1 protein-coding gene is annotated in these 1,459 nt (G+C 41.5%); it reads right to left on the bottom strand.

All coding sequences use genetic code 11. From position 1 onward, the window contains the following. Positions 1-126: 126 nt before the first annotated feature. Positions 127-1,029 carry a hypothetical protein gene (locus tag KDK14_RS13810; RefSeq protein ID WP_257265753.1) on the bottom strand — a complete coding sequence of 301 codons (903 nt, stop codon included), beginning with the start codon at positions 1,027-1,029 and terminating at the stop codon, positions 127-129. Positions 1,030-1,459 lie beyond the last annotated feature (430 nt).

Raw genomic sequence — 1,459 nt, 5'->3', positions numbered from 1 at the left:
TAGACCAATTTGCTGCCACCGCACGACTGCATGGATGCAGGAGCTAGAGCAACGCGGGAGGAGTTGCCGCGTAGGGCAGTCTATTCTGGGACAGCCTCTTGGGCTTTATTGGCTGTTGTCCAGCCCTTACCGTGTTCGAAACATGTCATAGCAGGGATCTTCCATGGCGTAGCCTTTAATGGTGCTATTAAGCTCGGGGGAGATTTTTGCAAGGGGCCACGGAGTAGGCTTGAATTCATACAATGTGAATAATGCATCCAGAGTTTCTCGAAAAACTTGGATGTCCCACGTGTTGGTGAGAAGGGAGGAAGTAAATTCGGCCACAAGCTTGGCAACATGATCGGCAACCTTATCTTCGCAAATTATCCCAAGCGCCAGCTCGTCCTTTAAATGAGTTATGGTTTCTATATAAGGCTGGGTTTTGGTGGACAGGTGATCAAATGATGCTATTACGAGTAATTGCTCAAGAAATTTAACAAGTGCACTGTAATCAGGATTATTAGCCGCATCAGCCTTGCAACAGAACAGAGTATTCTTTAGCAACAGATCCACAGCTTCGAACCATGGCGTGAAATCAGAAACACTCATACCAAGATTAAGATCTTTTAGCTCTGCGCTATTACATTGTGTAAGTATATTATAAGAATTATATTTTTCTGGATTCAGATAGCCGGGTATTCTGGTCAGACCATGAGCCTTTTTAACAATTCCAGGTCGGCTTTGAGTTAAACAAAAATTATCAAAGCTAAATATTTCCCCATTAAATGCATTCACCAGTGAGTTTAAGGATTTTAAATCAATACCTTTATCCAAAACCAACCTATGGATTGGAGGTAGCTCATTCTTTGGGGGGGCAATATCTGTGAAGCTCACACTTCGTGCCGCTATAGACTGTGCTGAAGGTTCGCCTGCACCAACCGAATACCCTGCCGACAGGTGAGGATTCGTTCCACTCGCTCCCTGTGAGTGTTGCTCCATAGCCTCCCAGTATGAGGGTGGAAGATCTGAATTATTTGGGCCGATATTCATTTCATTATCCTCGTCAATTATGGTCATGAGCCAATAGGCTATTAATCACGACTCCCCTATCATAGACCATTACGTCTGAAACACGTTGGCAATTTTTCAAGAATGTTTTTTTACTTGAAACTATTATTCTTTTTATGTTCGTCACCCGATGTCTTTCGGATAATAAGGAATTGTCTGAAAACAACTTTTCTGATATGGACGGTATTACCAAAAAAAATATAAAAAATAATCCTCATTTTGCCTATATTCAAGAAGCCTTGTTTCATTACCCTTAATGTTGTTTTCTGTGCGAACGTTTATGAAAAGTTATTTGACAGATGTCGAAGATCAAATGGTGCGATTTTATAGTTTACTCAATTAGAGAGATCGTCGGCTGTATGCTGCTATTGAATCAATGAAACTGGGTCATGGTGGTGTTCAATACATTTCA

Origin of the sequence: Endozoicomonas sp. ONNA2, assembly GCF_024606365.1 — a bacterium.
Lineage (GTDB): Bacteria > Pseudomonadota > Gammaproteobacteria > Pseudomonadales > Endozoicomonadaceae > Endozoicomonas.
The sequence above is the reverse complement of the archived record's forward strand: the minus strand, read 5'-3'. Positions and strand labels throughout refer to the sequence as shown.

Excerpts from the sequence above, each read along its gene's own strand:
- KDK14_RS13810 (WP_257265753.1), bottom strand. The coding sequence starts at position 1,029 with ATGAATATCGGCCCAAATAATTCAGATCTTCCACCCTCATACTGGGAG.